22 protein-coding genes are annotated in these 25165 nt (G+C 62.5%); 6 read left to right on the top strand and 16 right to left on the bottom strand.

What is annotated here, in order from left to right:
* Window positions 1–153: 153 nt before the first annotated feature.
* On the bottom strand, window positions 154–1212 hold the full coding sequence (locus HX873_RS06455) for a haloacid dehalogenase-like hydrolase (RefSeq protein ID WP_134327478.1): 1059 nt from the start codon (window positions 1210–1212) through the stop codon (window positions 154–156).
* A 241-nt stretch (window positions 1213–1453) separates the two neighbouring features.
* Between HX873_RS06455 and HX873_RS06450 the strand changes: the two genes are divergently transcribed.
* Complete coding sequence (locus HX873_RS06450) at window positions 1454–2845, top strand: L-cystine transporter (RefSeq protein ID WP_003213804.1); 1392 nt, start codon at window positions 1454–1456, stop codon at window positions 2843–2845.
* Window positions 2846–2939: 94 nt separating this feature from the next.
* Here HX873_RS06450 and HX873_RS06445 read toward each other — a convergent pair whose 3' ends face one another.
* Entirely contained in the window at window positions 2940–3452 is a 513-nt protein-coding gene (locus HX873_RS06445; protein WP_008438965.1) for a dihydrofolate reductase, read from the bottom strand.
* A gap of 90 nt (window positions 3453–3542) precedes the next feature.
* Between HX873_RS06445 and HX873_RS06440 the strand changes: the two genes are divergently transcribed.
* Together HX873_RS06440 and HX873_RS06435 are read left to right on the top strand one after the other, a co-directional pair.
* The gene (locus HX873_RS06440) at window positions 3543–4922 is read left to right on the top strand and encodes a DUF2868 domain-containing protein (protein ID WP_177122489.1); all 1380 of its coding nucleotides are present in this window, start codon (window positions 3543–3545) and stop codon (window positions 4920–4922) included.
* Window positions 4915–6288 carry a DUF3482 domain-containing protein gene (locus HX873_RS06435; RefSeq protein WP_177122488.1) on the top strand — a complete coding sequence of 458 codons (1374 nt, stop codon included), beginning with the start codon at window positions 4915–4917 and terminating at the stop codon, window positions 6286–6288. Before HX873_RS06440 ends, HX873_RS06435 begins: the two co-directional genes overlap by 8 nt.
* Here HX873_RS06435 and HX873_RS06430 read toward each other — a convergent pair.
* The 7 genes from HX873_RS06430 to HX873_RS06400 all read right to left on the bottom strand — a co-directional run bounded on the left by HX873_RS06430 (window position 6285) and on the right by HX873_RS06400 (window position 15295).
* Entirely contained in the window at window positions 6285–6839 is a 555-nt protein-coding gene (locus tag HX873_RS06430) for a phosphonate degradation HD-domain oxygenase (protein WP_177122487.1), read from the bottom strand. The genes HX873_RS06435 and HX873_RS06430 overlap by 4 nt on opposite strands.
* The gene (locus HX873_RS06425; protein ID WP_177122486.1) at window positions 6839–7963 is read right to left on the bottom strand and encodes a TIGR03364 family FAD-dependent oxidoreductase; all 1125 of its coding nucleotides are present in this window, start codon (window positions 7961–7963) and stop codon (window positions 6839–6841) included. The genes HX873_RS06430 and HX873_RS06425 overlap by 1 nt, the downstream gene beginning before the upstream one ends.
* A 125-nt stretch (window positions 7964–8088) precedes the next feature.
* Window positions 8089–9105 (bottom strand): putative 2-aminoethylphosphonate ABC transporter substrate-binding protein, encoded by a 1017-nt coding sequence (locus HX873_RS06420; protein WP_003213811.1) that lies wholly within the window; start codon window positions 9103–9105, stop codon window positions 8089–8091.
* Between the two features lie 23 nt (window positions 9106–9128).
* Window positions 9129–10853, bottom strand: a complete 1725-nt coding sequence (locus HX873_RS06415) for a putative 2-aminoethylphosphonate ABC transporter permease subunit (RefSeq protein WP_177122485.1) — start codon at window positions 10851–10853, stop codon at window positions 9129–9131.
* 1 nt (window position 10854) lies between these two features.
* Window positions 10855–11919 (bottom strand): putative 2-aminoethylphosphonate ABC transporter ATP-binding protein, encoded by a 1065-nt coding sequence (locus HX873_RS06410; RefSeq protein ID WP_023659299.1) that lies wholly within the window; start codon window positions 11917–11919, stop codon window positions 10855–10857.
* Between the two features lie 225 nt (window positions 11920–12144).
* Window positions 12145–13008 carry a LysR family transcriptional regulator gene (locus tag HX873_RS06405; RefSeq protein ID WP_008438952.1) on the bottom strand — a complete coding sequence of 288 codons (864 nt, stop codon included), beginning with the start codon at window positions 13006–13008 and terminating at the stop codon, window positions 12145–12147.
* Between the two features lie 16 nt (window positions 13009–13024).
* Window positions 13025–15295: a heavy metal translocating P-type ATPase gene (locus HX873_RS06400; protein WP_177122484.1), complete on the bottom strand. Its 2271-nt coding sequence runs from the start codon at window positions 15293–15295 to the stop codon at window positions 13025–13027.
* An 85-nt stretch (window positions 15296–15380) separates the two neighbouring features.
* Here HX873_RS06400 and cadR point away from each other — a divergent pair, with 85 nt between their 5' ends.
* Window positions 15381–15830, top strand: coding sequence for a Cd(II)/Pb(II)-responsive transcriptional regulator (gene cadR, locus HX873_RS06395; protein ID WP_017476559.1), 450 nt, complete (start codon window positions 15381–15383; stop codon window positions 15828–15830).
* Window positions 15831–15954: 124 nt separating this feature from the next.
* On the opposite strand, the gene HX873_RS06390 is transcribed toward cadR, so the two are convergent.
* The 3 genes from HX873_RS06390 to HX873_RS06380 form a co-directional block, all read right to left on the bottom strand.
* On the bottom strand, window positions 15955–16788 hold the full coding sequence (locus HX873_RS06390) for a thymidylate synthase (RefSeq protein WP_003213821.1): 834 nt from the start codon (window positions 16786–16788) through the stop codon (window positions 15955–15957).
* A 51-nt stretch (window positions 16789–16839) separates the two neighbouring features.
* Window positions 16840–17652, bottom strand: coding sequence for a prolipoprotein diacylglyceryl transferase (gene lgt / locus HX873_RS06385; RefSeq protein ID WP_003213823.1), 813 nt, complete (start codon window positions 17650–17652; stop codon window positions 16840–16842).
* A 66-nt stretch (window positions 17653–17718) separates the two neighbouring features.
* Window positions 17719–18501 carry a sulfite exporter TauE/SafE family protein gene (locus HX873_RS06380; RefSeq protein WP_003213825.1) on the bottom strand — a complete coding sequence of 261 codons (783 nt, stop codon included), beginning with the start codon at window positions 18499–18501 and terminating at the stop codon, window positions 17719–17721.
* An 89-nt stretch (window positions 18502–18590) separates the two neighbouring features.
* Between HX873_RS06380 and HX873_RS06375 the strand changes: the two genes are divergently transcribed.
* Window positions 18591–19337 carry an NRDE family protein gene (locus tag HX873_RS06375; RefSeq protein ID WP_003213826.1) on the top strand — a complete coding sequence of 249 codons (747 nt, stop codon included), beginning with the start codon at window positions 18591–18593 and terminating at the stop codon, window positions 19335–19337.
* Between the two features lie 137 nt (window positions 19338–19474).
* On the opposite strand, the gene ptsP is transcribed toward HX873_RS06375, so the two are convergent.
* Entirely contained in the window at window positions 19475–21754 is a 2280-nt protein-coding gene (gene ptsP / locus HX873_RS06370) for a phosphoenolpyruvate--protein phosphotransferase (RefSeq protein ID WP_003213828.1), read from the bottom strand.
* A gap of 22 nt (window positions 21755–21776) precedes the next feature.
* A complete protein-coding gene (locus tag HX873_RS06365; RefSeq protein WP_003176750.1) occupies window positions 21777–22256 on the bottom strand; it encodes an RNA pyrophosphohydrolase in 480 nt (159 codons plus the stop codon).
* Window positions 22257–22399: 143 nt separating this feature from the next.
* On the opposite strand from HX873_RS06365, the gene HX873_RS06360 reads away from it, so the two are divergent.
* Window positions 22400–23056, top strand: coding sequence for an HAD family phosphatase (locus HX873_RS06360; protein WP_177035311.1), 657 nt, complete (start codon window positions 22400–22402; stop codon window positions 23054–23056).
* 112 nt (window positions 23057–23168) lie between these two features.
* Here HX873_RS06360 and HX873_RS06355 read toward each other — a convergent pair whose 3' ends face one another.
* Window positions 23169–23582: a DUF2269 family protein gene (locus HX873_RS06355; protein ID WP_177122483.1), complete on the bottom strand. Its 414-nt coding sequence runs from the start codon at window positions 23580–23582 to the stop codon at window positions 23169–23171.
* Window positions 23583–23622: 40 nt separating this feature from the next.
* Window positions 23623–25137 carry a threonine ammonia-lyase, biosynthetic gene (ilvA, locus tag HX873_RS06350; protein ID WP_003213834.1) on the bottom strand — a complete coding sequence of 505 codons (1515 nt, stop codon included), beginning with the start codon at window positions 25135–25137 and terminating at the stop codon, window positions 23623–23625.
* Window positions 25138–25165: the final 28 nt, after the last annotated feature.

Below are 25165 nucleotides of genomic sequence, written 5' to 3'. Positions count from 1 at the left end.
TTTTGTCTGGAGATAATTCCCCAAACAAAGAAGATCAACTGTGGGAGCGGGCTTGCTCGCGAATTGCGGTGTGCCAGTTACTGAATAAGCTAGCTGATCCACCGCCTTCGCGAGCAAGCCCGCTCCCACATTTTTGACCGAGTCCAGCCGTACTTACTGAATCTCGTCCGGCTTGACGATCACCCAGTTTTTATCCGCCGTCACCGGCAACCCTTCCTTGGCCTGGGCCGCAGCGTGCTTGGCCATCATGCCGTTCAACTGGGTCATGTATTTGTCCTTGCGGTTGATCCACAGGTGGATGCCGCCCTTGGCCACGTCCACGTCATGGAACAGCATGTAGCCGTCACTGGTCGGCGTGTCGCCACCGACGATCACCGGTTTTTTCCACTCGTCGATATAGGTCAGGATCGCCGCGTGCTTGCCGGCCATCCAGGTGGCCGGGGTCCACAGGTACGGGGTCAGCTCCAAGCCGAGGTTGGCCTTCTCGTCATACTTGCCGGCGGCAATCTGCTTGCGGGCGGTGGTCAGCTCGCCGGTCTTGCGGTCCTTGAGCAAGGTGCTCACGCCGATGACGTTCTCGGGTTTGACGTTGTAGCCGTACTTCGGATCGGCCGCGACCATGCGCACCAGTTCCTCGGACGCGGCGGTCATCACGTAGACCTCGATGCCGTTTTCCATCAGCTTGTTGAACAGCTCAGCCTGGCCGGTGAAGACCTTCGGCGGCTGCACTTCCATGTTCTTGACCACGTCACCGTCGTAATAGGTGACCGGCACCGGCTTGCCCGACGCCATCATCTCGTCGACGTAGCCCTTGAGTTCCTTGAGGGTGAAGCCGGAGAAAATCTGCGCGACCCACGGGTAGCAGACCATGTCGTCGACTTCGCAGAGGCGGTAGTAGTAGCTGAAGAGGCTTTCCTTGTGGTCGGCGGTGTCTTTGAACGGGATCAGCTTCAGGGAAGGGTCCATGGTGTCGCGGGTAATCAGGCCCTTGTTTTCCAGGTACGGCAGCAACGACTCTTCAAGGTCGTAGCGGTAACTGGTGTTGTCCATGTCGAACACCGCGAAGTTGCCCTTGTTGGCATTGGCGGCAATCATCGCGTCCAGTTGCTTGGCGGCAGCCGCCGGCCAGTGTTTCAACTCGGTGGCGGCAAAGGCCTGGCTCGCGAGGCCCAGGCACAGCGCGGCGGCAAACAGTTTCGGCGCTAGCTTCATGTGCGTTTTCTCCCTGAGTGAAAGACATCGACGCTAACAAATCTGTATGACAGTTATCGCCCGAGCGCGACCGCTTTCGTCGTGATCGCGCCACCCGCGTACGCCTGGGCGCCATTTACTTATTCCAAAAACGACAGTCGCCATGCGATAACGTTATTAAATCAATATATTTCAAGCTGTTAGGCTTGCCGGTTCGCAATCGCAGGCTCCTGCGATTGGCTGCCTTCTCAACGGAGCTTCAATGAATCTGCCCCTGATTCTCAACTTACTGGTGTTCGTGGCCCTGCTGCTGGGCCTGGCACAAACCCGCCGAACCAACTGGAGCCTCGCCAAGAAGGTGTTGTTTGCGTTGGTCCTCGGCGTGATCTTCGGTGTGGTGCTGCACGCGATCTACGGTGCCGGCAACCCGGTGCTCAAGGCCTCGATCGGCTGGTTCGACCTGGTCGGCAACGGTTACGTGCAGTTGCTGCAAATGATCGTGATCCCGCTGGTGTTCGCCTCGATCCTCAGCGCCGTGGCCCGTCTGCATAACGCCTCGTCCCTGGGCAAGATCAGCTTCCTGACCATCGGCACGCTGCTGTTCACCACGGCAATCGCGGCGCTGATCGGTATCGGCCTGACCAACCTGTTCGGCCTCACCGCCGAAGGCCTGGTGGCCGGCACCCAGGAAATGGCGCGCCTGCAAGTGATCCAGAGTGATTACGCGGGCAAGGTCGCCGACCTGAATATCCCGCAACTGCTGCTGTCGTTCATCCCGCAGAACCCGTTCGCCGACCTGGCCCGGGCCAAGCCGACGTCGATCATCAGTGTGGTGATCTTCGCTGCATTCCTTGGGGTTGCCGCGCTGCAACTGCTCAAGGATGACGTGGAAAAAGGCCAGAAAGTCCTCAACGCCATCGACACCCTGCAAGCCTGGGTGATGCGCCTGGTGCGCCTGGTGATGAAGCTGACCCCGTACGGCGTATTGGCGCTGATGACCAAAGTGGTCGCCAGTTCCAACCTGCAAGACATCATCAAGCTCGGCAGTTTTGTGGTGGTGTCGTACCTGGCCCTGGGCCTGATGTTTGTGGTGCACGGCCTGCTGCTGTCGCTGGCCGGGATCAACCCGCTGCGGTTCTTCCGCAAGGTCTGGCCGGTACTGACGTTTGCCTTCACCAGCCGCTCCAGCGCCGCGAGCATCCCGCTGAGCATTGAAGCGCAGACCCGTCGTTTGGGGATCCCGCAGTCCATCGCCGGTTTTGCCGCCTCGTTTGGCGCAACGATTGGCCAGAACGGTTGTGCCGGCCTTTATCCGGCGATGCTGGCGGTGATGGTTGCGCCGACCGTGGGTATCAACCCGCTGGACCCGCTGTGGATCGCGACCCTGGTGGCGATTGTGACCTTGAGTTCGGCCGGTGTGGCGGGCGTGGGCGGCGGTGCGACGTTTGCCGCGCTGATCGTGCTGCCGGCGATGGGCTTGCCGGTGTCACTGGTGGCGCTGCTGATTTCGGTTGAGCCGCTGATCGACATGGGCCGTACCGCGTTGAACGTGAACGGTTCGATGACGGCCGGGGCGATTACCAGCCAGATCATGCAGCAGACGGATAAAGAACTGCTCAATGCCGATGAGCATGCGGAATTGGCGCAGGCCTGACAGACCGCTATCGCAGGCAAGCCAGCTCCCACATTGAACCGGTTTTTTCAGTAATACTCGGTCAACTGTGGGAGCTGGCTTGCCTGCGATGCTCTTAGGCTTTTTCCCAGACTTCGAAGTTGTACGCCGGCTTGTCACCCTCAGCCGCATTCTCGACATTCGACACCAGCTTCCACTGGTTCAAATCAAACTCGGGAAACCACGCATCCCCGTCCGGGCTCAACGCCACCCGCGTCAAATACAGACGATCCGCCTGCTCCAGCCCCTGGGCATACAACTGCGCGCCGCCGATCAGCATCAGCTCATCCACGCCCTGCGCCTTGGCCCATTCCTCAGCCCGCTCCACGGCCGCGTCCAGTGACGGAAAAACTTCCGCACCTTCCAGCGCCAGATCGGTCTGACGGCTGACCACAATGTTCAACCGGCCCGGCAACGGTCGCCCCAGGGAATCCCAGGTCTTGCGCCCCATGATGATCGGCTTGCCCAAGGTGGTGGCCTTGAAATATTTGAAATCCCCCGGCAAATGCCAGGGCATGCTGTTGTCGACGCCGATCACACGGTTTTCACCGAGGGCTGCGATCAGGCTTAAAGGGAGAGTTTTTTTCATGGCGACGAGAATACCAGAGCCGCGCGCGGCATACCCCAACCGGCGTTCCAGCGGTTATGCTCCAGATTCACTGGCTCAACAGGACGGCGCGTGACAGCTCTGACCCCCCTGCAAACACTCTGGCTGACCGAGACCGTGCGCCTGCGCGAGGAACACGCGGGCGCCCTGGAAGACCAGGAAGCCAATCGCCTGGCCCGCAGCGCCGGCGGCGATTTGCCCACGCGCATTCAAAACCGCGCGCTGTGGCTGGCCGAACGCGATGGCCTGACCGCCGCCCTGACCCGCTGGCTGCAAGGCGCGCGCCTGGCGCTGATCCTGCTGGTGGCAGTCGCCATTATCAGCGGCGCCGGCCTGGCGTTTGCCGCGCTGGGCAACGGGTTGGCGCCGGTTAATGTGTTCTGGGCCCTGGGCAGCCTGCTGGGTTTGAACCTGATCCTGTTGTTGAGCTGGGCCCTGGGCCTGCTGTTTGCCGGTGAACACGGCGCCAGTCTTGGCCGCCTGTGGTTATGGCTCAGCGAAAAACTCGCCCGCGACGCCAAGGCCGCGCAACTGGCGCCCGCCCTGCTGCTGTTGCTGCAACGGCGCAAGCTCAATCGCTGGGCCGTCGGTGTGCTGGTCAACAGCCTGTGGCTGCTGGCCCTGCTCAGCGCCATGGTGATCCTGCTGACGCTGTTGGCCACCCGGCGCTACGGCTTTGTGTGGGAAACCACCATCCTGCGGGCCGATACCTTTGTCGCCGTGACCCAAACCCTTGGCGCCCTGCCCGCCTTGCTCGGCTTCAACGTGCCCACTGTCGAGATGATCCGCGCCAGTGGCGATGCCGCCTTGAATATCGAAAGCGCCCGCCAGGCCTGGGCCGCCTGGCTGGTGGGCGTGCTGCTGGTGTACGGCATCCTGCCGCAGCTGATCCTTGCGTTGCTGTGCCTGTGGCGTTGGAAACGTGGGCGCGCCGCCTTGAGCCTCGACCTTAACCTGCCCGGCTACAGCCAACTGCGTGAACGGCTGATGCCCAGCAGCGAACGGCTTGGGGTCAATGATGCGGCGCCCGAACAATTGCACCACGTGACCGGCGGCGTCAGTGAAATGGAAAGCAACGGCGCCCTGCTGGTGGCCATCGAGCTGGACGACCAGCGCCCATGGCCGCCGAAGCTCCCGGCCAGTGTCAAGGACGCCGGCATTCTCGACAGCCGTGAATCCCGCAACAAGCTGCTGGAGCAACTCACCCGCTTCCCGCCCGCGCGCCTGGCCATCGCCTGCGACCCACGCCGCTCGCCGGATCGCGGCAGCCTTGCGCTGATTGCCGAACTGGCCCGCAGCGCCACCGCCACTCGGGTCTGGCTGCTGCAAGCGCCCGCCGGCCAAGCCCTGGATGCTGAGCGCCTGGGTGATTGGCACACGGCCTTGCAACAACTGGAGATACCGTTCGCCGATTGCGCGCCGCTCACCTGGCTGGAGACCGGTCATGACTAAGCCCCTGAAACTTGCGGTGGTCGGCCACACCAACGTCGGCAAGACCTCGTTGCTGCGCACGCTCACGCGAGACGTCGGCTTTGGTGAAGTCTCCCATCGGCCCAGCACCACCCGGCATGTCGAAGGTGCGCGCTTGTCGGTGGACGGCGAAGCCTTGCTGGAGCTGTACGACACGCCGGGCCTGGAAGATGCCATCGCCCTGCTCGATTACCTCGAACGCCTGGACCGCCCCGGCGAACGCCTCGACGGCCCGGCACGGCTGGCGCGTTTTCTGGAAGGCAGCGAGGCCCGGCAACGCTTCGAACAGGAAGCCAAGGTGCTGCGCCAACTGCTCACCTCCGACGCCGGGCTGTATGTGATAGACGCCCGGGAGCCGGTGCTGGCCAAGTACCGCGATGAGCTGCAAGTGCTGGCCAGCTGTGGCAAGCCGTTGCTGCCGGTGCTCAATTTTGTCAGCAGCGCCGACCACCGCGAGCCGGACTGGCGCGAAGCCCTCGCCCGCCTCGGCCTGCACGCGCTGGTGCGTTTCGACAGCGTCGCGCCGCCGGAGGACGGCGAGCGCCGCCTCTATGAAAGCCTCGCCCTGCTGCTGGAAAACTCCCGTGGGCAACTGGAACGGCTGATCCTTGATCAGGAAGCCCAGCGCCAGGCTCGCCAGCAAAGTGCAGCGCGGTTGATTGCCGAACTGCTGGTCGACTGCGCCGCCTGCCGCCGCAGCGTGGTCAGCGAAGCCGAGGTAGAACAGCAAGCCATCAGCGAACTGCGCAAAGCCGTGCGCCAGCGCGAACAGCGTTGCGTGGAGGCCTTGCTCAAGTTGTTCGGCTTCCGCCCGCAGGACGCCGCCGCCAGCGATTTACCGCTGCTGGACGGGCGCTGGGGCGATGACCTGTTCAACCCCGAGACCCTCAAGCAACTGGGCGTGCGGGTCGGTGGCGGCATCGCGGCCGGCGCCGCCGCCGGTGCGGGCGTGGACTTACTGGTGGGCGGGCTGACCCTCGGCGCCGCCGCCCTCGCCGGTGCCATCGCCGGTGGCGCCCTGCAAACTGCCCGCAGTTATGGCAGCCGCCTGCTGGGCAAGATCAAGGGCCAGCGCGAGCTGACCGTCGACGACAGCGTGCTGCGCCTGTTGGCCCTGCGCCAGCGGCAACTGCTCAAGGCCCTGAACCTGCGGGGCCATGCCGCGATCCACAGCATCAAGGTCGACACGCCACAGGACAAGACCTGGCGCGAAGGCAAATTGCCCGAAGCCCTGAACAAGGCCCGGGCTCATCCGCAATGGTCGTCCCTCAACCCGCACCCCAAATTGAGCCAGGCCGAACGCCAGGAACAGATCGAAGCCCTGGCCCAGCGCCTGGACGAGACCTAAGCCGCCAACAGTTGCCGGGCCTTGGACTTCAGCACTTCAAGGTCCAGCAACGGCACGTGCATTTCCTTGGCTTGTTCATCCCAGTGACGCATGCGCAGGCTGACGGCACACAACGGGTCCTGCTCAAACGCCCGGGCTTCCTCGGCGGTCATCACGCCGCCCTGGTAACCCAGGGTGCGGCGGCTGGCCTCGCTCAACCGCGCATAGTAGTCCGGCTGGCTGAAGGTCAGGTAACGCTTGGCCTGCACGTGGTATTCCACCAGTTTTGCCAGGCGCTCGCTGAAGCCCGCCCGGCGCAGATAATCGGCGCCCAGCCGTTCATGGCTGACCACGCCATAACCGCCCATGTTCTCGCCACCTTGGCCGCAGATATGCCCGATATCGTGGAAGAACGCCGCCAGCACCACTTCATCATCGAAGCCTTCAGCCATGGCCAACTGCGCGGCCTGGGACATGTGTTCGATCTGCGAGACCGGCTCGCCGATGTAATCGGCGGTGCCGTGTTGTTCGTACAGGCCGAAGACCTCGGCGATTGCCTGCTCTGCTTTCATCACGCACTCCCCCACAGCTCAGTGATATTGCGCTCGGCCATCGCCGGCCCGACGCTCATGCCCACGCCGGTGTGCATCAACGCCGCGCTCACCCCCGGCGCCGCCCGCGTGAACGAGAACGGCCCCGGCCCACGGGAACCATAGACGCCCTGCCAGCGCTCCACGACCTGGATCTTGCAGCCCAGGGTATGTTCGGCCAGTTCGATCATCCAGTTGTCCACCTGTTCGGCGTTGAACGGTGAAGGATCGCTGCCGTAATGGTGGGAATCCCCGATGATCAGTTCGCCATAGGGTGTCGGGCTGATCAGCAGGTGAATACCGTTTTCATGCAGGTGCGGTACATCCCGCAGGATTTCGGCCTGTACCGGCGCGGCTTCCGGCAAGTCGGCGAAGGCGCCGTAGTGCACGCAGCTGAGGCCGGTCAGCAGCGCGTGTTGCAGGTTCAACTCCACCACTGGCCGGGCGCGCAGCATTTGCAGGCGGCAGATTTGCGGGTTGAGTTCGGCAATCTGCTCGGCCAGCAGCGTCTGGTAGTCGTGACCGGAGCAGACAATGATCTGCTCGCCGCGAAAGGAGCCGGCAGTGGTGTGCACCTGGCCGGGTTCGATGTCGCGCACCAGGGTGGAGAAATGAAACTCCACGCTCAGTTCGCGGCTGAGGTAGTTGATCAGCGCCGGGATAGCCTCGCGCGAATACAGTTGTTGATCATCCAGGCCGTGAAGCGCAGCGCGGTGATGGGCGAACTGGCCACCGTACAGCTCGTGCAGGGCGGCGCCTTGCAGCAACTTGACGCGATAACCGTGTTCTTGCGCGCGACCGGCGCAGAAGGCTTCAAGCAAGTGCTCTTCGGCTTCGGTGCGGGCGAACAAATAAGAGCCGTTGCGCTTGAGCTGGATGCCGGCGAGTTGCGCCCACTGGCCCCAGATCTCGCGGCTGTCCCGCGCCAGGTCGAGCATGGGCCCCGGCGGCTGGCCGGTGACCAGTGCCTGGCCGAAGTTGCGCACGGAGGCGCCCAGGGGCGTGGCGCTGCGCTCGAAGACCTTGACCTTGAGGCCGCGTTTGGCGGCCGCGTATGCGTGGGAAAGGCCGAGGATGCCGGCGCCGATGATCAGCAGTTGTGTCATGAAGACCTCTCGTTCCCACGCTCCGCGTGGGAATGCATCCTGTGACGCTCCGCGTCACGACTACAAAAGCGGACGCAGAGCGTCCAGAGCAGCGTTCCCACGCAGAGCGTGGGAACGATCGGTGGTTATTGTTTTTCCGACTTGCCGTCATAGCGCTTGCGCCATTCGGTCAGGATGCTGTCGCGGTTTTTCGACGCCCAGGCAAAGTCATTCTTGATCAACCGCTGCTCGTAGTCCGCCGGCAACTCGGTCTGCGGCTTGGCGATGCCCGGCTGGGCCAGTACCGCGAAGTTTTCCTTGTACAGCTCCATCGCCGCGGGGCTGGCGGAGAAGTCGGCGAGTTTCTGTGCCGCGTCTGCGTGGGCAGTGCCCTTGATCACGGCAGTGGCTTCGATATCCCAGCCCAGGCCTTCTTTCGGCAGGATGATGTCCAGCGGTGCGCCCTGGCGCTTCAGCTGAACGGCCGGGTATTCGAAGGAAATGCCGATCGGGAATTCACCCGAGGCCGCCAGCTTGCACGGCTTGGAACCGGAGTGAACGTACTGGCCGATGTTCTGGTGCAGGTCGTCCATGTACTGCCAGCCCTGCTTCTCGCCGAAGGTCTGCAACCAGGCACTCACATCCAGGAAACCGGTGCCGGACGAGGCCGGGTTGGGCATCACGATCTTGCCCTTGTACTCAGGCTTGGTCAGGTCCTGCCAGCTCACCGGCTTGCTCAGGCCCTGCTTTTCGGCTTCGACGGTGTTGAAGCAAATGGTCGCAGCCCACACGTCCATGCCGACCCAGGCCGGCGGGTTGGCGGCGTCGCGGTAGTTCGCACCGATCTTGCTCAAATCTGCCGGTGCGTAGTTTTGCAGCATGCCCTGCTGGTCGAGGATCGCCAGGCTGGAAGCCGCCAGGCCCCAGACCACGTCAGCCTGCGGGCGGGCTTTTTCGGCCAGCAGCTTGGCGGTGATGATGCCAGTGGAGTCGCGCACCCATTTGATCTCGATGTCCGGGTTAACCTTTTCAAAGGCCTGTTTGTAGGTCTTCAATTGCTCGGCTTCGAGGGCCGTGTACACGGTCAACTCGGTCTTGGCGGCAAAGGCATTCAGGCTGAACGCAGTGAGCACAGCAGCGGCTAACGCCAGGGGCTTGAACATGGTGCAGTTCCTTTATGGGTGAATTATTGGCCGGGCGCGGTTTGGCGCCAGGCCTGGGAGCGGCGCAACAAGCCGCGTGAGGCCCACGCCAGCAGCAAGGACACGCCCGCCGAGGTGAACAGGATCAGGGTCGACATGGCCGCCGCACCGCCGACGTTGCCGGCGTCGTCCATGTTCAGCACGGCGACGGCGGCGAGGATGGTGTCGGGGCTGTAAAGGAAGATCGCGGCGGAAACGGTGGTCATCGCCGAGACGAACAGGTAGCGCACGATGTCCAGCAGCGCCGGCAGGCAGATCGGCACGGTGACCCGCAGGTAATGGCGGTACAGCGGCGCCTTCAGCGACAGCGCGGCGGCTTCGAATTCCGCGTCCAGTTGGCGCAGGGCCGTGGTGGCGGTCATTTGGGCGGTGGTCAAATAGTGAGCAATGGTGCACACCACCAGCAACGTCATGGTGCCGTAGAGCACATGCAGCGGGTTGCCGTTGAGGTTGAAAAAGAACACGTAGCCCAAGCCGAGCACCAACCCCGGCACCGCCATCGGCACGAAGCTGAGCATGCGCAGCGCCAGGTTCAGGCCCTTCTGGCCCCTGGTCTTTTCCATCAGGTAGGCGCCGGTGAAGATCAGCACGCTGCCGATCAACGCGGTGCACAGGGCCATGGTGATGCTGTTGCGGTAGGCCAGCCAGCCGCCGCCGGCCGTGTCTTCGAACTGGTAGTGGGCCAGGGACAGCGACAGGTTGTAGGGCCAGAATTTCACCAGGGATGAGTAGACCGCCATGCCGAACACCAGCAGCAGGATCGCGCAGATCAGCAGGACGATGGCCAGGTAGCAGCCATCCCGCAGTTTCGACGGCGCCGGCTGGAACACCTGGGCGCGGCCGCTCATGGAGTCGCCATGGCGGCGGCGCAACCAGGCGTCGACACCGAAGCTGAACAGCGCCGGCAGCAGCAGGACCATGCCGATCAAGGCACCGCGGCCGAATTGCTGCTGGCCGACCACGGCTTTGTAGGCTTCCAGCGCCAACACTTGGTAGTCGCCGCCCACTACAACAGGCACACCGAAGTCGGTGATGGTCAGGGTGAACACCAGGCAAAACGCGGCAAACACGGCCTGGCGCGTCGCCGGCCAGGTGATGCTGCGAAACGCCCGGGCGGGACTCGCGCCCATGCTCGATGCGGCATCGAACAAACGTGCATCCGCCAGGGAAAGCGCCGACAACAGGATCATCAAGGCATGGGGAAAGGTGTAGATCACTTCGCCGAGGACGATGCCCCAGAAGCCATAGATGTTGTCCGACAGCAGCCCGCGCAACATGCCCTGGTTGCCGAACAGGTAGACCAGCGCAATCCCGGGCAACATCGACGGCGCCATCAACGGCAGCAGCGACATGCCGCGCCAGATCGCCTTGCCGGGAATCAGCGTGCGTTGCAGCGCGTAGGCAAACAGGTAAGCCAGCGGTACGACGATGACCGCCACGCTGCCGGAAACCTTCAGGCTGTTACCCAGCAACCAGTGGAAGTTATCGCTGGTGACCAACTCCCGCGCCGCCACCAGGCCACCGCCCTGCCCGGCTTCACTGCTGAAGCCGCGCCAGAAGATCGCCAGCAGCGGCATCAGCACCGCGACGCCCAGCAGGCACAGCCAGAGCAGCTTGCCGCCGACTACAAAAATACGGTCGCCGAGTTCGGCACGGGAAACCTGACGAGCCACGTTATCGGGTATCGGCAGAGTCATATCGCGGGCCATCTCAGGCAAACACCTGCAGGCTGCGCGGGGGCAGCGCGACCCAGATGTCCTGGGCGCCAAGGCGCGGCATGGCTTCCGGGGCCAATTCGGCCAGCAGCGGATGGCCGGGCAGTTGGTCCAGCTCGAAGCTCATGCGGCAGCGGTTGCCGAGGAAAGTGATCTCGCGGACCTTGGCCGGGAACAGGTTTTCTTCATGCACTGGCGGGTTGACGCTGATGGCTTCCGGGCGGCAGAACAGACGGCCCGATTTCGCGACGCCTGCGTTGTCCGCCAGGCGCATATTCATGCCGCCAACCTGAGCGTGGCTGGCGCTGTTGCGACTGAACGGCAGCCAGTTGCCCTGGCCGACAAACTCGGCCACGAACGGTGTGGCCGGGCGGTCGTAGATTTCCTGGGGCGTGGCGTACTGCTCGACCTTGCCGTTGTTCATCACGGCAATGCGGTCGGCCATCAGCATGGCCTCGTCCTGGTTGTGGGTGACCATCAGGGTGGTGATGCCCAAGCGGCGCTGCAATTGGCGCAGCTCGGTGCACAGATGCTCGCGCACCCGGGCGTCGAGGGCCGACATGGGTTCGTCCAGCAGCAGCAAGGACGGCGCCGGCGCCAGGGCGCGAGCCAGTGCCACACGCTGTTGTTGGCCGCCGGAAAGTTGGCCGGGGTATTTCTTTTCGCTGCCCACCAGGCCTACGAGTTCCAGCATCTGCCCGACGCGCTTGCGCACTTCATCGCGGCCACTGCCGGTGAGGCCGTAGCCGATGTTCGCTTCGACGGTGAGATTGGGAAACAGCGCGTAGGACTGGAACAGAATGCCGTAGTCCCGAGCCTGGGGTGCCAGTAGGGAAACATCGCGGTCGCCGAGGTACAACTCGCCGCTGTCCTGGCGCTCCAGGCCGGCGATGCAGCGTAGCAAGGTGGTCTTGCCGCAGCCCGACGGGCCCAGCAGGCACACCAGTTCGCCAGCGGCGACGTCCAGGGACACGTTATCCAGCGCGGTGAAGGCGCCGAAGCGTTTCTGTACACCGCGCACCTTCATTGGCGCGCCGGGATTAGTCATGGCTGTGTTCATGGAGGCACCTCATCAAACTGATGAAGGTCATCCTAGGCAGGCAATGCGTCCCTCTTGTGGCAGAAAGGCAAAACGTGGCGATAGTGGTATTGGTGGATTTGGGTTGTGCCGACAGATTGTTCCTACGCTCTGCGTGGGAATACATCCTGTGACGCTCCGCGTCACGACCTTAAGAGCGGACGCGGAGCGTCCAGGCCGGCATTCCCACGCAGAGCGTGGGAACGATCAGAGAGGGGACATTTCCTGCGCCAACCCCAGGAAAGCCGCCGGCAACCGCGCGCCCTTTCGCTCTTTGAGGCAGTACAAATACTCGGGAATCTGCGGCGCATTCTCGATGGTCAGCACCCGCAATTGCGGGTCGTGGGGCACTTCCTGGCGGGCAATGATGCTGATGCCGATATTGCGCAACACCGCCTCACGGATCGATTCCCGGCTGCCGATCTCCAGCAACGGCCCGTAACTCACGCCGGCGCCCTGCAACATCTCTTCGGTCAATCGACGGGTGGTCGACCCCGGCTCGCGCATCAGCAAGGTATGCCCGGCCAGCGCGGTCAGCGGTACATGTTCAAGTACCGCCAGCGGATGATTGCGATGCACCGCCAGCACCAGCGGGTCCATGCCCAGTACCCGCCGGATCAGGCGCGGGTCTTCAAGCAATTGGGACGAGGCGGCGACGTCGACGCGGTAGTCATCCAGCGCTTCCAGCACCTGCTGGGAGTTGCCGATCTCCACCGAAACCTCGACCTGCGGCAGTCGCTCGCGGAAGGTCTTGACCAGGTCGAGGATGTAATAAGGTGCCGTCGCGGCAATCCTCAAGGCCCCTTGTACCTGGCCACTGTTGCGCAGGAAAAACTCGATGTCCGCTTCCTGCTGCAACAGCGCCTTGACCATCGGCAACAGCCGCGCGCCTTCGTCGCTGACGGTCAGGCGGCGCCCGCCACGGTAGAACAATTCCACCGAGTACTGGCTTTCCAGGTGACGAATCTGGGTGGTCACCGTGGGCTGGCTGAGCCCGAGCTTTTTCGCCGCCTGGGTAATACTTCCCAGGCGGGCGACCATGTAAAACGCCTTCAGCTCGGCACTCAGCACACCACCCTCTCATCGACTATTTGCGCAGCAGGCGCAGACCATTGAATACCACCAGCAGGCTCACGCCCATGTCGGCGAACACCGCCATCCACATGGTGGCCATCCCAAGGAAGGTCACCGCGAGGAAGATCGCCTTGATCACCAGGGCCAGGGCGATGTTCTGCTTGAGGATACTCGACGTTTGCCGCGACAGCCGAATGAATGCCGGAATCTTGCGCAGGTCGTCGTCCATCAGGGCCACGTCGGCGGTCTCGATGGCGGTATCGGTACCCGCAGCAGCCATGGCAAACCCGATCTCGGAACGGGCCAGCGCCGGGGCGTCGTTGATGCCGTCGCCGACCATGCCGACCCGGTGGCCCTTGGCGTAGAGCGCTTCGATGGCTTGCAGTTTGTCGGTGGGCAACAAGTCGCCCTGGGCCTGGTCGATACCCACCTGATCGGCGATCGCCTTGGCCGTGTGGGTGTTGTCGCCGGTCAGCATCAGGGTCTTGATGCCCAGGTCATGCAACTGCTGGATGGCTTCGCGGCTGGTGTCCTTCACGGTGTCGGCCACGGCGAACAGCGCCAGCGGGCCGGACTTGTCCAGCAGCAGGACCACGGACTTGCCTTGTTTTTCCAGGGCGAAGAGCTTCTTCTCCAGGGCCGGCGAGCACAGGTTCAGCTCTTCCACCAGACGGTGGTTGCCCAGGTAGTAGACCTCGCCATTGATTTCACCCTTCACACCGCGACCGGTCAGGGCCTCGAAGTTATCCACCGTGTGAACGGCGAGATTCTTATCCACAGCCGCGTTGGCGATGGCCAGGGACACCGGGTGATCCGAACGCCCGGCCAGACTGGCGGCCAGGGCCGGCGCGCTGTCTTCCATGTTCGGGAACAGCGCCAGGTAATCGGTTTGCACCGGTTTGCCGTGGGTAATGGTGCCGGTCTTGTCGAGGGCCAGGTAGTCGAGTTTGTAGCCACCCTCCAGGTACACACCGCCCTTGATCAGGATGCCTTTGCGCGCCGCGGCGGCCAGGCCGCTGACGATGGTCACCGGGGTGGAAATCACCAGTGCACATGGGCACGCGACCACCAGCAGCACCAGCGCGCGGTAGACCCATTCAAACCATACGCCGCCCATGAACAGCGGCGGAATCAACGCCACACCCAGGGCAAAGATGAACACCGCCGGGGTGTAGACCTTGGCGAAGGTGTCGACAAAACGCTGGGTTGGCGCACGGGCGCCCTGGGCCTGTTCCACGGCGTGGATAATCCGCGCCAGGGTGGAGTTGTTGGCGGCTGCAGTGACTTTGTATTCCAGGGAGCCGACCTGGTTGATGGTGCCGGCGAAGACTTTGTCGCCCACGGTCTTTTCGATCGGCAGGCTTTCACCGGTAATCGGCGCCTGGTCGATGGTGGACTGGCCGGAGGTGACTTCACCGTCCAGGCCAATGCGCTCGCCGGGACGAACCCGCACGATAGCGCCCAGTTCAATGACTTTAACCTCCTTTTCAACCCAACTGCCATCTGCCTGACGGACCGTGGCCTGTTCCGGCGTCATCTGCATCAAGCCGCTGATGGCATTACGTGCGCGGTCCAGGGACTTGGCCTCGATCAACTCGGCCACGGTGAACAGGAACATCACCATCGCCGCTTCCGGCCACTGGCCGATCAGGATCGCGCCGGTGACGGCGATGCTCATCAGGGCGTTGATGTTCAGGTTGAGGTTTTTCAGGGCGATCCAGCCCTTTTTGTAGGTGGTGAGGCCGCCACTGAAGATCGAGATCAGCGCGACCAGGGCAATCACCCACGTCGGGGCTGCGTTGGTGAAGTGCAGCACTTCAGCCCCCAGCGCGCCCACGCCGGACACGGCCAGCGGCCACCAGTGCTTCTTCGCCGGCGGCTCAGCCGGGGCGACGCCTTCTTCGATGGGGTCCGCCTGCATGCCCAGGGACTTGATGGCGTCGATGATCGGCGCGGTAGTTGGCAGGTCGTGGGTGACGCCCAGAATGCGGTTGATCAGGTTGAATTCCAGCTGCTGCACACCCGCAAGCTTGCCCAGTTTGTTCTGGATCAGCGTCTGCTCGGTGGGGCAGTCCATGGCTTCGATGCGGAAGGTGCTCAGCCGCGAGCCCGCTGTCGGGGCTTCGGTCAGCTTCACCAGCGCCGGCGCGGCCTTGCTGGAACAGCAGGAATCGCCATGGCTGCCATGGTCGTGCTTCTGCACAGGTTTGAGCTTGGGGCCGTGATCGTGCGCGTGGTCATGATCATGGTCGTGCTTGTGCGGGGTGTGGAGGGAATCGCTCATTCTGTCGCGTCCGTAAAGGTGCCTGTTGCCAAGTAAAGACCCTGTAGCCACTATAGGGTCAAGCATCCTTTAGGAGATTGCTGCGATGAAGATCGGCGAATTGGCAAAATTGACGGATTGCCAGGTGGAAACCATCCGTTATTACGAGAAAGAAGGCCTGCTCCCGCCGCCTGCGCGCAGTGACGGTAATTACCGGCTGTACACCCAGGCGCACACCGAACGGCTGGTGTTTATCCGCAACTGCCGCAGCCTGGACATGACCCTTGAGGAAATTCGCAGCCTGCTGGGCCTGCGTGACAGTCCTCAGGACCAGTGCGAAAGCGTGAACGCATTGATCGACGAGCATATCCACCACGTCAAGGCGCGGATCGACGGGCTGCTGGCGTTGCAGGAACAGTTGCTCGACCTGCGCCAGCGCTGTGGCGGCGGGCCGGATCTGGATCAGTGCGGGATTTTGCAGCGGTTGGAAGTCAGCGGGAGTGTCGCGGCCAGCGAGGCTGAGCCCTCACATGTGGGCAGAAGCCACGGGCATTGAATGTGTACACAAAAAAATGTGGGAGCGGGCTTGCTCGCGAAAGCGGAGTGTCAGCCACTGAATGTGTTTCTGATACACCGTATTCGCGAGCAAGCCCGCTCCCACATTTGGACCGAGATCGCTTTTAGATCGCTACATCGGCCTTGATGCTTGGATCAGCGTCATAGCCCACGATTTCAAAATCTTCGAATTTGTAATCGTAGATCGACGCGGGTTTGCGCTTGATCACCAGTTCCGGCAGCTTCTTCGGCGTGCGCGCCAGCTGGGTCTGGATCTGTTCCATATGGTTGCTGTAGGCATGGGTGTCGCCCGTGGTGACGATGATCTCGTGAGGGATCAGGTCGCACTGCTGGGCCAGCATATGGGTGAGCAACGCCAGGGCAGCGGTGTTGTACGGCAGGCCGAGGAATACATCTGAGCTGCGGATGTACAACTGCATCGACAGATGACCGTCATGCACAAAAGCCTGGTACAGCAGGTGGCAAGGTGGCAGCGCTTGCTTGCCGTCCCGGGCGTTCTGCTGCGGGCTCTTGGTCTCGTCCGGCAGGTACTCGACGTTCCAGCCGTGAAACAGTATGCGGCGGCTGTTGGGGTTGGTCTTCAGCGTCTCGACCATGTAGTCGATCTGGTTGATCTTGCCGCCGTCCTTGGTGGGCCAGGCGGTCCACTGCTCGCCGTACACCGGGCCCAGGTCGCCGTCTTCGGTGGCCCATTCGTCCCAGATACGCACGCCGTTTTCGTTCAGCCACTTGATGTTGGTGTTGCCACTCAACATCCAGATCAATTCGTTGGCGATGCTTTTGAAGTGAAGCTTCTTGGTGGTCAGCAGCGGGAAGCCGTCGGCCAAGCTATGCCGAAACTGACGGGCAAACACGGCCTTGGTGCCGGTGCCGGTGCGGTCGCCCTTGGTCAGGCCATTGGTCACGACATCGTTCAGTAGTTCGAGATATTGCTTCATGTGTATACCTGTATCGTTGAAGCCGGGACCCTCGGGCCCCGGCGTTCGAATTTAAAGCGCGGTGTTCTTGATGCCTTGCGGGCGATTGTAAGCCCACCACAGCAGGCCCAGGCCGGCGATGATCATCGGCAGGCTGAGAATCTGACCCATGGTCACCCAGCCCCACGCCAGGTAGCCCAGTTGCGCATCCGGCACCCGTACGAACTCGACGATAAAGCGGAAGATCCCGTAGAACAACGCGAACATCCCCGAAACGGCCATGGTTGGGCGTGGCTTGCGCGAGAAGATGTAGAGGATCAGGAACAGCGCCACGCCTTCCAGGGCGAACTGGTACAGCTGCGAGGGGTGGCGCGGCAATTGCGCCGGGTCGCTGAACGGCGGGAACACCATGGCCCACGGCACGTCAGTCGGCTTGCCCCACAGCTCGGCGTTGATGAAGTTACCGATGCGCCCGGCACCCAGGCCAATCGGCACGAACGGCGCGACGAAGTCCATCAGCTGGAAGAACGACTTACCGTTACGCCGGCCAAACCACCAGGCGGCGATCATCACCCCCACAAACCCGCCGTGGAACGCCATGCCGCCCTTCCACACCTCGAAGATCAGCGTCGGGTTGGCGATGTAGGCTGGCAGGTCGTAGAACAGCACATAACCCAGGCGTCCGCCGACGATGACCCCCATCGACATCCAGAACACCATGTCGGAGAGCTTCTCCTTGGTCCAGGTCGGGTCGAAACGGTTCAGGCGCCGGGAAGCCAGCAGCCAGGCACCGCCGATGCCGATCAGGTACATCAACCCGTACCAATGGATTTGCAGCGGACCGATGGCCACGGCCACCGGGTTGATCTGCGGGTAAGGCAGCATTGCGACTCCTCGTTAAATCAATAGTCATGGCGCATCGGACCATGCCGGTGCGCGATTAAGCCTGCGTTACAGCAAAAAATTCAGCCCTACGCAAAACAGCAGCCCGGCGAACAGCCGCTTGAGCAAGCGCGGCGACAACCGGTGCGCCAGGCGCGCACCGAAACGGGCCGCCACCATGCTGGTCAGGGCGATGCCCAGCAGCGCCGGCAAGTACACAAAGCCGAGACTATGATCGGGCAGCAGCGGATCATGCCAGCCCAGAATCATGAAACTTAACGCACTGGCCAGGGCGATCGGCAAGCCGCAGGCCGACGAAGTGGCCACTGCCTGCTGCATCGGCACGCTGCGCCAGGTCAGGAACGGCACGGTCAACGAACCGCCGCCGGTGCCGAAAATTGCCGACGACCAGCCGATCACGCCACCCGCCAGGGTCAGGCCAAGCTTGCCCGGCACCTGGCGGCTGGCCTTGGGCTTGAGCTCCAGAGTCATCTGCACGGCGATCACCAGGGCGAACACACCGATGATCTTCTGTAGATGCGGCCCGGAGATCGCCTCGGCGGTCAGCGCGCCAACGCCCGCGCCCAGCAGGATACCCACGGCCATCCATACGAAGATCGGCCAGCGCACGGCGCCGCGCCGATGATGCTCACGCACCGCATTCACCGACGTGAAGATAATAGACGCCAGGGACGTGCCGACAGCGAGGTGGGTCAGCACCGCGGGATCGAAGCCCTGCAAGGTGAAGCTGAACACCAGCACCGGCACAATAATGATGCCGCCGCCCACGCCGAACAGCCCGGCGAGCATGCCCGCGCAGGATCCCAGCAGCAAATACAGCAGAAATTCCATGGGAGCCCCCGAAAACAGACCGGCATGTTAACGGATGCAAAGCACAGGGTTCTATGGGTAGAGTGGGCAAAACACAAAGGGATCGCCTTATGTGCCTGATTGTTTTCGCCTGGCGGCCGGGCCACGCCCAGCCGCTGATCGTCGCGGCCAACCGTGATGAATTTTATGCCCGGCCCAGTTTGCCGTTGGCCCAGTGGCTGGATGCGCCCCATGTTTACGCGGGCAGGGACCAGGAAGCGGGCGGGACCTGGCTGGGAGTTGGCGCAGACGGGCGCTTTGCGGCGCTGACCAATATCCGTGACCCGCACCAGCCGCCGGCGCGCAAGTCGCGGGGTGAGTTGGTGGCGCGCTTTCTCAGCGGTTCGCTGTCGATTGACGACTATTTGGCCGACGTTAATGGCAGATCGATTGAATATGCCGGGTTTAACCTGCTGGTCGGGACGCGGGACGAGCTTTGGCATTACAACGCCAAGGAATCTGCGCCGACACCATTGGTGGCGGGGGTTTATGGGTTATCCAATGCAGGGCTGGATACGCCGTGGCCGAAGTTGTTGAAGGCCAAGGCGGCGCTGACAGAAGTGCTGGACGATCCGCAGCCTGAAGCCTTGCTGGGGATTTTGAGCGACCCGCAGACCGCGCCGTTTGCTGACTTGCCGGACACCGGCGTGGGCTTGGCGACGGAGAGTTTGCTGTCGAGTGTGTTTATTGCCAGTCCCAGTTACGGGACGCGGGCGAGTACGGCGTTGATTGTGAATGCCGACGGGACGCGGCATATCGTGGAGCGCAGTTTTGGGCCGTATGGCGGACAGTTGGGTGAAGTTGAACTCAAAATCTGAACCTCATGCAAATCAAATGTGGGAGCGGGCTTGCTCGCGAAGGCGGCGTGTCAGCCAATACATAAGCTGACTGATGCACCGCTTTCGCGAGCAAGCCCGCTCCCACATTTCGATTGGGGACAGGCTCTGAAATCCGGTTAGAGGCTCTTTGCAGACGCCGGGTTGATCATCCGCGCCAACCCAAGGTTCTTCAGCGCCAATTGCAGCGAGCTGTGGATAACTTGCGGGTTGTCGATAGTCATCAACTCCGCCAGCAGCTCCTTGGCCCGGCTCAGGTTGATCTGGCGCAGCATCCATTTCACCTTCGGCAAGTTGGTGGCGTTCATCGACAGGCTGTCAAAGCCCATCGCCATCAACAGCACAGCCGCCGCCGGGTCACCGGCCATCTCGCCGCAGATACTCACCTGCTTGCCTTCGGCATGGGCGTCGCGCACCACGTTCTGCAAGGCTTGCAGCACCGCCGGGTGCAGGTAGTCGTAGAGGTCGGCCACCCGCGGGTTGTTGCGGTCCACGGCCAGCAGGTACTGGGTCAGGTCGTTGGAGCCCACCGACAGGAAGTCCACCTGCCGCGCCAGCTCTTTAGCCTGGTACACCGCCGCCGGAATCTCGATCATCACGCCAATCGGCGGCATCGGCACGTCGGCGCCTTCGTCGCGCACTTCGCCCCACGCCCGGTGGATCAGGTGCAGGGCTTCTTCCAGCTCGTGGGTGCCGGAGATCATCGGAAGCAGGATGCGCAGGTTGTTCAGGCCTTCGCTGGCCTTGAGCATCGCGCGGGTCTGGACGAGGAAGATTTCAGGATGGTCGAGGGTAACGCGAATACCGCGCCAACCAAGGAAGGGGTTGTCTTCCTTGATGGGGAAATACGACAGTGACTTGTCGCCGCCAATGTCCAGGCTGCGCATGGTCACCGGTAACGGATGGAAGGCGGACAGTTGCTCGCGATAAATCGCCAGCTGCTCCTTCTCACTCGGAAAACGCTGGTTGATCATGAACGGCACTTCGGTGCGGTACAGGCCCACCCCTTCGGCGCCGCGCTGTTGTGCACGTGCCACGTCCGCCAGCAGGCCGGTGTTGACCAGCAGCGGTACGCGGTGGCCGTCGAGGGTCACGCACGGCAGTTCCCGCAGGGCGTCGAGGCCCTGGGACAGCTGGCGTTCTTCTTCCACCACTTCGGCGTATTGCTTGCGCAGCACTTCGCTGGGGTTGGTGTAGACCTCGCCGTGGTAGCCGTCGACGATCATTTCGATGCCGTCGACCTTGGAATACGGCAGGTCCACCAGGCCCATCACCGTCGGAATGCCCATGGCCCGAGCCAGGATCGCGACGTGGGAGTTGCCCGAACCCAGTACCGAGACCAGGCCCACCAGTTTGCCTTCCGGCACTTCGCCGAGCATGGTGGCGGTCAGCTCTTCACTGATCAGGATGGTGTTGTCGGGGTACACCAACGTGGTCGAGCGCTCTTCCTGCAGGTAGGCCAGCAGACGGCGACCGAGGTCCTTCACGTCCGAGGCGCGCTCGCGCAGGTAGGCGTCGTCCATCAATTCAAAACGGTTGACGTGATCGGTGACCACCTGGCGCAGCGCGCCCTGGGCCCACTGGCCGGTCTTGATCACGTCCTTGACTTCGCTGCCCAGGGACGCGTCGTCGAGCATCATCAGGTACACGTCGAACAACGCCCGCTCTTCAGGCCGCAGCTGGGTGGCCAGCTTGGTCGAGAGGGTGCGCATGTCATTGCGCACGCCTTCGAGGGCGGTCTTGAACAGGATGATTTCAGCGTCGATGTCGGTGACGGTCTTGTCCGGCACCACGTCCAGGTCGGCGGGCGGCAGCATGACCACGGCGGTACCGACAGCAGCACCCGGCGAACCCGGCACGCCGACGAACTTGGCTTCCTGGATGCCCTTGCCCTGGCGCCCAAGGCCGCGAATCGAACCGGTGGCCTCGGCGTGGGCGATAACCCCGGCGAGCTGCGCGCTCATGGTCACGAGGAAGGCTTCTTCACCTTCGTCGAACTGGCGGCGTTCTTTCTGCTGGATGACCAACACGCCGACAACGCGGCGGTGGTGAATGATCGGCGCACCGAGGAACGAGGCGTAGCGCTCTTCACCGGTTTCGGCAAAGTAGCGATAACGCGGGTGATCGGCCGCGTTTTCGAGGTTCAGGGGTTCTTCACGCGTCCCCACCAGGCCCACCAGACCTTCATTGGGCGCCATGCTGACCTTGCCGATGGAGCGCTTGTTCAAGCCCTCGGTGGCCATCAGGACAAAACGGTTGGTCTCGGGATCCAGCAGGTAAACCGAGCAGACCTGGCTGCCCATGGCTTCCTTGACGCGCAACACAATAATCCCCAACGCCGCCTTGAGATCCTTGGCGGAGTTAACTTCCTGGACGATCTTGCGCAGCGTATTGAGCATGGCTCGGGGTCGAACTCCGTCGTCAGTCGCGCGCTAAAAGGCGCGGGGCAAGCTCTTTAAGAGCGCGACGATAAACCTCGCGCTTGAATGTCACCACCTGGCCCAACGGATACCAATAACTGACCCAGCGCCAGCCATCGAACTCCGGTTTACCGGTCAAATCCATCCGCACCCGCTGCTCGTTGGAGATCAGGCGCAGGAGAAACCATTTCTGTTTCTGGCCGATGCACAGCGGTTGGCTGTGGGTACGCACCAGACGTTGCGGCAAACGATAGCGCAACCAGCCTCGGGTGCAGGCCAGAATTTGCACATCTTCACGTTCAAGGCCTACTTCTTCGTTCAACTCACGGTACAAGGCGTCTTCAGGGGTTTCGTCGGGGTTGATTCCGCCTTGAGGAAACTGCCAGGCATCTTGGTTGATACGGCGAGCCCATAGCACCTGTCCGGCATCATTCGTAAGAATAATCCCGACATTAGGACGGAAACCATCGGGGTCGATCACGGCAACAACCTCGCAAACGCATGTCACCGCATTGTTCCACAAAGATTGATACAGCGGCAACGAGGCTGCTTACCTTATGTGCACTCTTGTGAAAAGACCGTATTCTGGACGCCTTTTTACAGACTTTTCAGCGAGTAACTGCAATGCGCCTGGCTTTATTCGACTTGGACAACACGCTTTTGGGGGGTGACAGCGATCACGCCTGGGGCGATTACCTCTGTGAACGCGGGATTCTCGACGCGGTGGCCTACAAGGCCCGCAACGACGAGTTCTACCAGGACTACCTGGCCGGCAAGCTGGATAACGCCGAGTACCTGAACTTCTGCCTGGAAATCCTCGGCCGCACCGAGATGGCCCAGCTGGATGAATGGCATCGCGACTACATGCGCGACTGCATCGAGCCGATCATGTTGCCCAAGGCGGTTGAGTTGCTGGCCAAGCACCGGGCGGCGGGCGACAAGCTGGTGATCATCACCGCGACCAACCGTTTTGTGACCGCGCCGATTGCCGAGCGACTGGGGGTTGAAACCCTGATTGCGACGGAATGCGAGATGCAGGATGGCCGTTACACCGGGCGCAGTACGGATATCCCGTGCTTTCGCGAGGGCAAGGTGACGCGCTTGAATCGCTGGCTGGAAGAGACCGGGTTTAGCCTGGACGACAGTTACTTCTATAGCGATTCGATGAATGACCTGCCGCTGCTGGAGCAGGTGACGCATGCAGTGGCAGTGGATCCGGATCCGAATCTGCGGGCTGAGGCTGAGAAGCGTGGTTGGCCGGTGATTAGCCTGCGCGGCTGATAAAGCTTTCGCGAGCAAGCCCGCTCCCACATTTGATCGAGTTCCACCTTTGGAATGCAGTCAAATGTGGGAGCGGGCTTGCTCGCGAATGGAGGCAACTCGGTCTCAAGCCTTAAACCGGCTTGGCCCCCATCAACCCGGCAATCGCCACAAACCCCACCAGGCTCACCACCGCCAGCGCCACGGTGAAGTTCAAACTCCCCGCCCCGCCCCGCCGCAGCCGATTAAGCCGCACCACCAGCCAGAACCAGCTCAGCGCCGCCAAGGTGTAGATCACGCTGGAACCCAGGATCCAGGTTTGCCCCAGCGGCCAGCCGATCAGGTGCGCCAGCCACCAGCCGGTGAACGGCATGCTCACCACGCAAATGCCCATCAACAACCACACAAACACCCACGGCCGCTGCACGGTATAGGCCGGCCCCGCGCTGCGTTTGCGCCAGGCCAGCACTGCCAGGGCGAGGCCGCTGAGCAGCAGCAACACCGTGGCCGCGATGTGGATAACTTTAAGGGTGGTCAGCGTTTCCATGTTCTCGATTCCTTGAAGGCCGCCCAGTCAGCGTAGTCGCTCAACCGAGGAACAGCTGGTAGGCCGGGTTATCACTTTCATCCCAGTACGGGTAGCCAATGGCCTCCAGCGCCGCCGGCACCAGGTGACGCTCGTCCGCCGGTACTTGCAGGCCCGCCACCACGCGCCCATCGGCGGCGCCGTGGTTGCGATAGTGGAACATCGAGATGTTCCAGCGCCCGCCCAATTTGTTAAGGAAGTTGAACAGTGCCCCCGGACGTTCCGGGAATTCGAAGCGGAACACCACCTCGTCGCTGACGTGCGCCGCATGGCCGCCGACCATATGGCGGATGTGCAGCTTGGCCAGTTCGTTTTCCGTCAGGTCCAGCACCGGGAAACCCTGGCTGGTGAGGCTGGCGATCAGCGCGCTGCGCGGGTCGTTTTCCGGGTGGGTCTGCACGCCGACAAAAATGTGCGCCTCGCGGCCTGAGTGGTAGCGGTAGTTGAATTCGGTGATCTGGCGCTTGCCCACGGCCTCGCAGAAGGCCTTGAAGCTGCCCGGTTTCTCAGGGATGGTCACGGCAATGATGGCTTCGCGGCCTTCCCCCAGCTCGGCGCGCTCGGCCACATGGCGCAGGCGGTCGAAGTTGACGTTGGCCCCGGAATCGATGGCCACCAGGGTTTGCCCAGTGATGCCACGGGTCTCGACGTATTTCTTGATACCCGCCACGCCCAGGGCGCCGGCGGGTTCTGTGATGGAGCGGGTGTCGTCGTAGATGTCCTTGATCGCCGCGCAGATTTCATCGGTGCTGACGGTAATCACTTCATCCACGTAATCCTTGCAGATGTCGAAGGTGTGCTGGCCGATCTGCGCCACCGCCACGCCGTCGGCGAAGATGCCCACGGTCGGCAATACCACGCGCTCGCCCGCCGCCATGGCGGCTTGCAGGCAGTTGGAGTCGTCCGGCTCGACGCCGATGATCTTGATTTCGGGCCGCAGGTATTTCACGTAGGCCGCGATACCGGCAATCAGGCCGCCGCCGCCCACCGGGACGAAAATCGCGTCCAGCGGCCCCGGGTGCTGGCGCAGGATCTCCATCGCCACGGTGCCCTGCCCGGCAATGGTGTGCGGATCATCGTAGGGGTGAATGTAGACGTAGCCTTTTTCGTCGACCAGCTTCAGCGAATACGCCAGGGCTTCCGGGAAAGAATCCCCATGCAGCACCACTTTGCCGCCACGGGAACGCACGCCTTCGACCTTGATCTCGGGGGTGGTCTTGGGCATCACGATGGTGGCCTTGACCCCCAGCACCTTGGCCGCCAGGGCCAGGCCCTGGGCATGGTTGCCCGCCGAAGCGGTGACTACGCCGCGCGCACGTTCTTCGGCGCTCAGTTGGGTCAGCTTGTTGTAGGCACCGCGAATCTTGAACGAGAACACCGGCTGCAAGTCTTCGCGCTTGAGCCAGACCTTGTTGCCCAGCCGCTCGGAGAGCTGGCGGGCGGTCTGCAGCGGGGTTTCTACGGCAACGTCGTAAACGCGCGAGGTGAGGATCTTTTTGACGTACTGTTCAAGCATCGGAAAGCATCACTGGGCGGGTTGGGCA

This window comes from Pseudomonas sp. P7758 (assembly GCF_013386485.1).
In the GTDB taxonomy this organism is placed as follows: Bacteria; Pseudomonadota; Gammaproteobacteria; order Pseudomonadales; family Pseudomonadaceae; genus Aquipseudomonas.
Note: the sequence above shows the minus strand (reverse complement) of the source record. Positions and strands in the feature narration are given on the sequence as shown.